3 protein-coding genes are annotated in these 4,634 nt (G+C 38.9%); 2 read left to right on the forward strand and 1 reads right to left on the reverse strand.

Features of this window, described 5'->3' with window-relative positions:
* Both E1171_RS06610 and E1171_RS06615 read left to right on the forward strand, forming a co-directional pair.
* Positions 1 to 453: TolC family protein (locus E1171_RS06610; protein WP_222931423.1), on the forward strand; the 453-nt coding region annotated here is incomplete at its 5' end.
* Between the two features lie 232 nt (positions 454 to 685).
* Positions 686 to 2,464, forward strand: coding sequence for a glycoside hydrolase family 15 protein (locus E1171_RS06615; protein ID WP_155205222.1), 1,779 nt, complete (start codon positions 686 to 688; stop codon positions 2,462 to 2,464).
* A 40-nt stretch (positions 2,465 to 2,504) separates the two neighbouring features.
* Here the strand turns inward: E1171_RS06615 and E1171_RS06620 are convergent.
* The coding region (locus E1171_RS06620; protein ID WP_155205223.1) for a bifunctional alpha,alpha-trehalose-phosphate synthase (UDP-forming)/trehalose-phosphatase at positions 2,505 to 4,634 on the reverse strand (2,130 nt) is incomplete at its 5' end.

Consider the following 4,634-nt stretch of genomic DNA (forward strand, 5'->3'; position numbering starts at 1 on the left):
CGAAAAGGTCTTCCATTTTTCTCAATTCAAAATAAAATTACCTCCTTGGACTTTAGTTTTCCTCTTTTTATTCGAAAAGCCAGGGGAGAGCTGCAATTAACAAAACTTAAAATATTACAAATAGATTATCAATATGAATTAAGGCAAATTCAATTAATTAACCAGGTAAAGGCCAATTATAATGACCTACTGGTTTTGAACAGGCAAATTAAGGTATACAACCGTAATGTGGTCAATTACGGGAGATTGGTGGCAGGAGAACGAAGAAGATTTCAGTTCGGAGAAAGCTCCTTGTTTTTGTTGAACCGAAGAGAGCTGGACTATATCAATGCACAATTCCAATTGATTGATTTCCAAACTCGCTATCTGATTGCCCTGGCCAGTCTGATCTGGTCTGCAGGGCGTTTGTATAAATTGTATATCCCTGATGTGCCTCCTGAGTGGGGGTATTAACTATGGTGGAGTAGGAAGAAAAAGTGGAGGTAAATCACTATTCTAAAAATTCAAATGATAAATTGACTTTATGAAATATGCTACTTGAGTAAAGTGGAATCCCCATTTTTAATTAGGCAATTTTCAATTTTACCTCTTCTCTTTTTAACTCTTATTACTGTCCGATAACTAATAATGGGAATTAGTTGTTGATGTGTTAAAAGTCTAATACGATGATCTAAGTGGCAATTCTATGAAACATACCTATGAATACGGTATTATTGGCAATTGTGCTTTTTTAGCATTAATTGGAAAAGACACCAATGTATCATGGATGTGTTGGCCTCGCTTTGATAGTAGTTTTGTATTTGGAGGTTTGCTGGATTCTGAAAAGGGTGGAAATTATTCTATCTTACCATCTTCAGAGGATTTTCAATCCAGACAATATTACATTGAAAATACGAATATTTTATGTACCGAAGTAACTTGTAGTGATGGGAGTTATCGCGTAACGGATTTTGCCCCTCGTTTTCTTCAATACGAAAGGTATTATAAACCTTTGATGTTGGTGAGGAAAGTGGAGCCTTTGTCAGGGACCCCAAGGGTAAAAGCCGTTTGTCAACCGGTAGGCGATTATGGAAAAGCCAAACCAGAAGGGTTTCGGGGAAGTAATCATATTGAGTATTTGGGCCTGGAGAAATCCCTTCGTCTGACGACCAATATTTCCTTAAGTTACGTGGAAGGAGGAGAATATTTTGTTCTTAACGAACCAAAATATTTGGTGCTTACCTATGGAGTGCCTCTGGAAGCTCCCTTGGAAAGAACCATTGATGAATTTCTCCAAAATACTATTCGCTATTGGCGAAACTGGGTGAAGAGTACCAGTATTGGGAAATTTTATCAAAAGGAAGTGATTCGTTCTGCTCTGGTTTTGAAGATACATCAATATGAGGATACAGGGGCTATAATTGCTTCGGCAACAACTAGTTTACCCGAATCTCCTGGAAGTGGTAGGAATTGGGATTATCGATATTGTTGGCTAAGAGATACCTATTATACGCTCGAAGCATTTAACAATATTGGTCACTTTGAAGAAGTGGAAAAATATTTCCATTTCATTGCCAATGTTTCTGCAGGATCTCAGTCCCGTTATCAACCCCTTTACACTCTTGAAGGAGGTAGGTCAATCATTGAAAAAGAATTGCCACTGGAGGGGTATAAAGGAAATAAGCCTGTTAGGGTAGGGAATCAGGCCTATGAGCATATTCAAAACGATGTTTATGGGCAAGTGATGATTGCCCTTCTTCCATTATATGTCGACAGGCGGTTTATTGGAGCTGAACGGGTGCGTTCCCGGGAACTTATTGTTAGTATCTTGGATAAGATCAATAAAACCATGGATGAGCCGGATGCCGGTTTGTGGGAGTTTAGAAATTTCAGTCAATTTCATTGCTATACATTTCTTTTTCACTGGGCAGGCAGTTGTGCAGCCATTAAGATGGCAGAGCATTTTCAGGATGAGGATGTTTTGAAAAGAGCGGAGAAACTAAAGAAAAGCTCAATTCGAAGGATAGAATCATGTTATGACCCTCAGAGGCAGGTGTATAGTCAAGCTCTGGGAAGCCAGAACCTAGACGCCAGCACTATGCAATTAATTATCATGCATTATTTGGATCCTAACTCTGATAAGGCTAAAAAACATTTGCAAAACCTTGAAAAGGAGTTAATGAGTGAACATGGTCTTTTCTTCCGTTATAAACATCCCGATGATTTTGGATTGCCTAAATCCACTTTCCTTATCTGTGCTTTTTGGTATGTGGAAGCTTTAAGTTGTGTTGGGAGATTGAAGGAGGCTATTGAAGTTTTTGAAAAACTTTTAACATATGCGAATTCTCTTGGTCTTTTAAGTGAGGATGTTAGTCCCAAAGATGGTAGTCAATGGGGGAATTTTCCTCAGGCCTACAGTCATGTGGGATTAGTAAATGCCGCTTATAGAATATCAAAAAAAATGGACTATCCTGGATTTTTTTAAGAGCTTTATATAGCTGATTTAAAATTTCATATTACTAGTCTTAAGTGTTGCAAAGACTGTGCAATACTTTCCGAACCTCTTTGGGTGAATTGAGGCTGTATTGAGCAGATGAATTATTTCTGCCCACTTTTACAGTAAAACTACTTTCTGGCATGGCTTTAAAAAGCTCTTCGTCAGTCCAGTCATCACCAAAAGCCAGAATGAAATCGTATCCCTTGCCTCTAAGCCATTTTTTTGCAGCTGTTCCCTTGTTAATGGCTGAATTTTTTATCTCAATTACCATATCTCCTTCTAGTACCTGCAAATGGGTGCCTACGGAAAGGTATTCCAAATGGTTGGCTAGTTCTCTACTACGAAGCTCTCCTAGGCCCGTATCTACTTTTCGATAATGCCATACAAGGGAAAAGTCCTTTTCTTCAATAAAAGAACGAGGGGTACGATTTACATAGGTTTCTATGACCGGTTTAAAGTCCTTTTTCCAACTGTTTTCCAGGGGTGAAAGTAAGTTCCAGTCAGAAGATTGATTTTTATGCCAAACACCATGTTCGGCCACAATCTCAAGGGGAAGATTACCCATCCAATCACCTAAGGTATTTTTATCTCTTCCGCTTATAAGTATTAATCGGTTTTTTGGGTCAATGCTCAATTTTTTGAGGAGAGCCAGGAGCTCTTCATCAGGCTTGGCATGGGCAGGATTATCTAAAAATGGCATTAGGGTTCCATCATAATCTAAAAAAATAAGTCGTTTGTTTGCCTGGGAATAGGCTTCCAAAATTGGGCTCGCTTTTGTGGGGTTCAATCGGGAAGTAGCCATGGCTTGATGTTCAGCTTTTAATTGTTTTAAGCTACTCATAAATATACTCACCCAATGATGGATGTTATATTTTTTGACAATCTTCTGCATATTTTTCATGTGGAGGATTTGTTCCTCTTCAGGCATTTTTAAGGCCTGGTAGAGGGCTTCCGTGATCTGTCTCCCATTATTGGGGTTAATCAAAATAGCATCTGATAGTTCTTTGGCTGATCCTGCCATTTCGCTCAAAATTAATACTCCTTTTTTGTCGGTTTTGCTTGCAATGAATTCCTTACTAATTAGATTCATGCCATCTCGCATGGGAGTAACTAAGGCTACGGTAGCCATACGATAAAATGCAGAAAGAGCATGTAGTGGAAAGGAACGATAGAAGTAGTGGATAGGTGTCCAGTCCATCCGGCCAAAATTTCCGTTTATTCTTCCTACCATTTCATCTACTATTTCTTTTAATTCCTTGTACCGTTCTACCTTATCTCGCGATGGAACCACAATCATCAATAAGGAGACTTTTCCCCTAAATTCCGGATATTTTTCAAGGAAGGTTTCAAATGCCTCTAAACGTTGGGGGATTCCTTTGGAGTAATCCAGACGGTCCATGGAAAGAATAAGTTTTTGATTCCCCAAAGCAATACGGTACCTGACTTCCCTTCCTATGGTTTCTGGGGAATTTGCGGTTTCAGCATATTTTTCATAATCGATCCCCATTGGAAATGAATCCACCAAAACGATTCTATTTTTAATGTAAACGCGGCCATTGGAGTTTCTTTTTCCACAAATTCGGTTTACGGAGCTTAGAAAATGCCTCATGTCATCATAGGTGTGAAAGCCAATAAGGTCCGCACCTAACATGCCGTTTAGTATTTCCTTGCGCCAGGGAAGCAATCGAAATACCTCGAAGGATGGAAAGGGTATGTGCTGAAAGAAACCAATTGTAATTTCCGGGATTTCTTTTCTTATTAACTGAGGAAGTAGTAAAAGGTGATAATCATGGACCCATACGATATCGCCCTTTTGGGCGTATTTTAGCACTTCATCACAGAATTTTTGATTTACTCTTAGGTAGGATTGCCAATCTCTTTCTTTATAGGTAGCAAATTGACTGAAATAGTGAAATGTTGGCCAAAGAGTACCGTTGCTGAAGCCTTCATAAAATTCTTGTATTTCTTCTCGGTCTAAAAAAACCGGCACCATTCCCTCTTTTTCTAATTTACTGGTGGCTCCTATTTTTTCTTTTTCCTCCACCAAATCCATTCCCGGCCAACCAATCCAAAGGTGGTCTTTATTTTTGTAGAAAGAGCCTAAACCACTCACTAATCCCCCATCACTTGGGCTATAGGAAAGTTTATTATTTTTTTT

Source organism: Xanthovirga aplysinae (assembly GCF_009711365.1).
GTDB classification, from domain to species: Bacteria; Bacteroidota; Bacteroidia; order Cytophagales; family Cyclobacteriaceae; genus Xanthovirga; species Xanthovirga aplysinae.

Excerpts from the sequence above, each read along its gene's own strand:
- E1171_RS06615 (WP_155205222.1), top strand. The coding sequence starts at position 686 with ATGAAACATACCTATGAATACGGTATTATTGGCAATTGTGCTTTTTTA.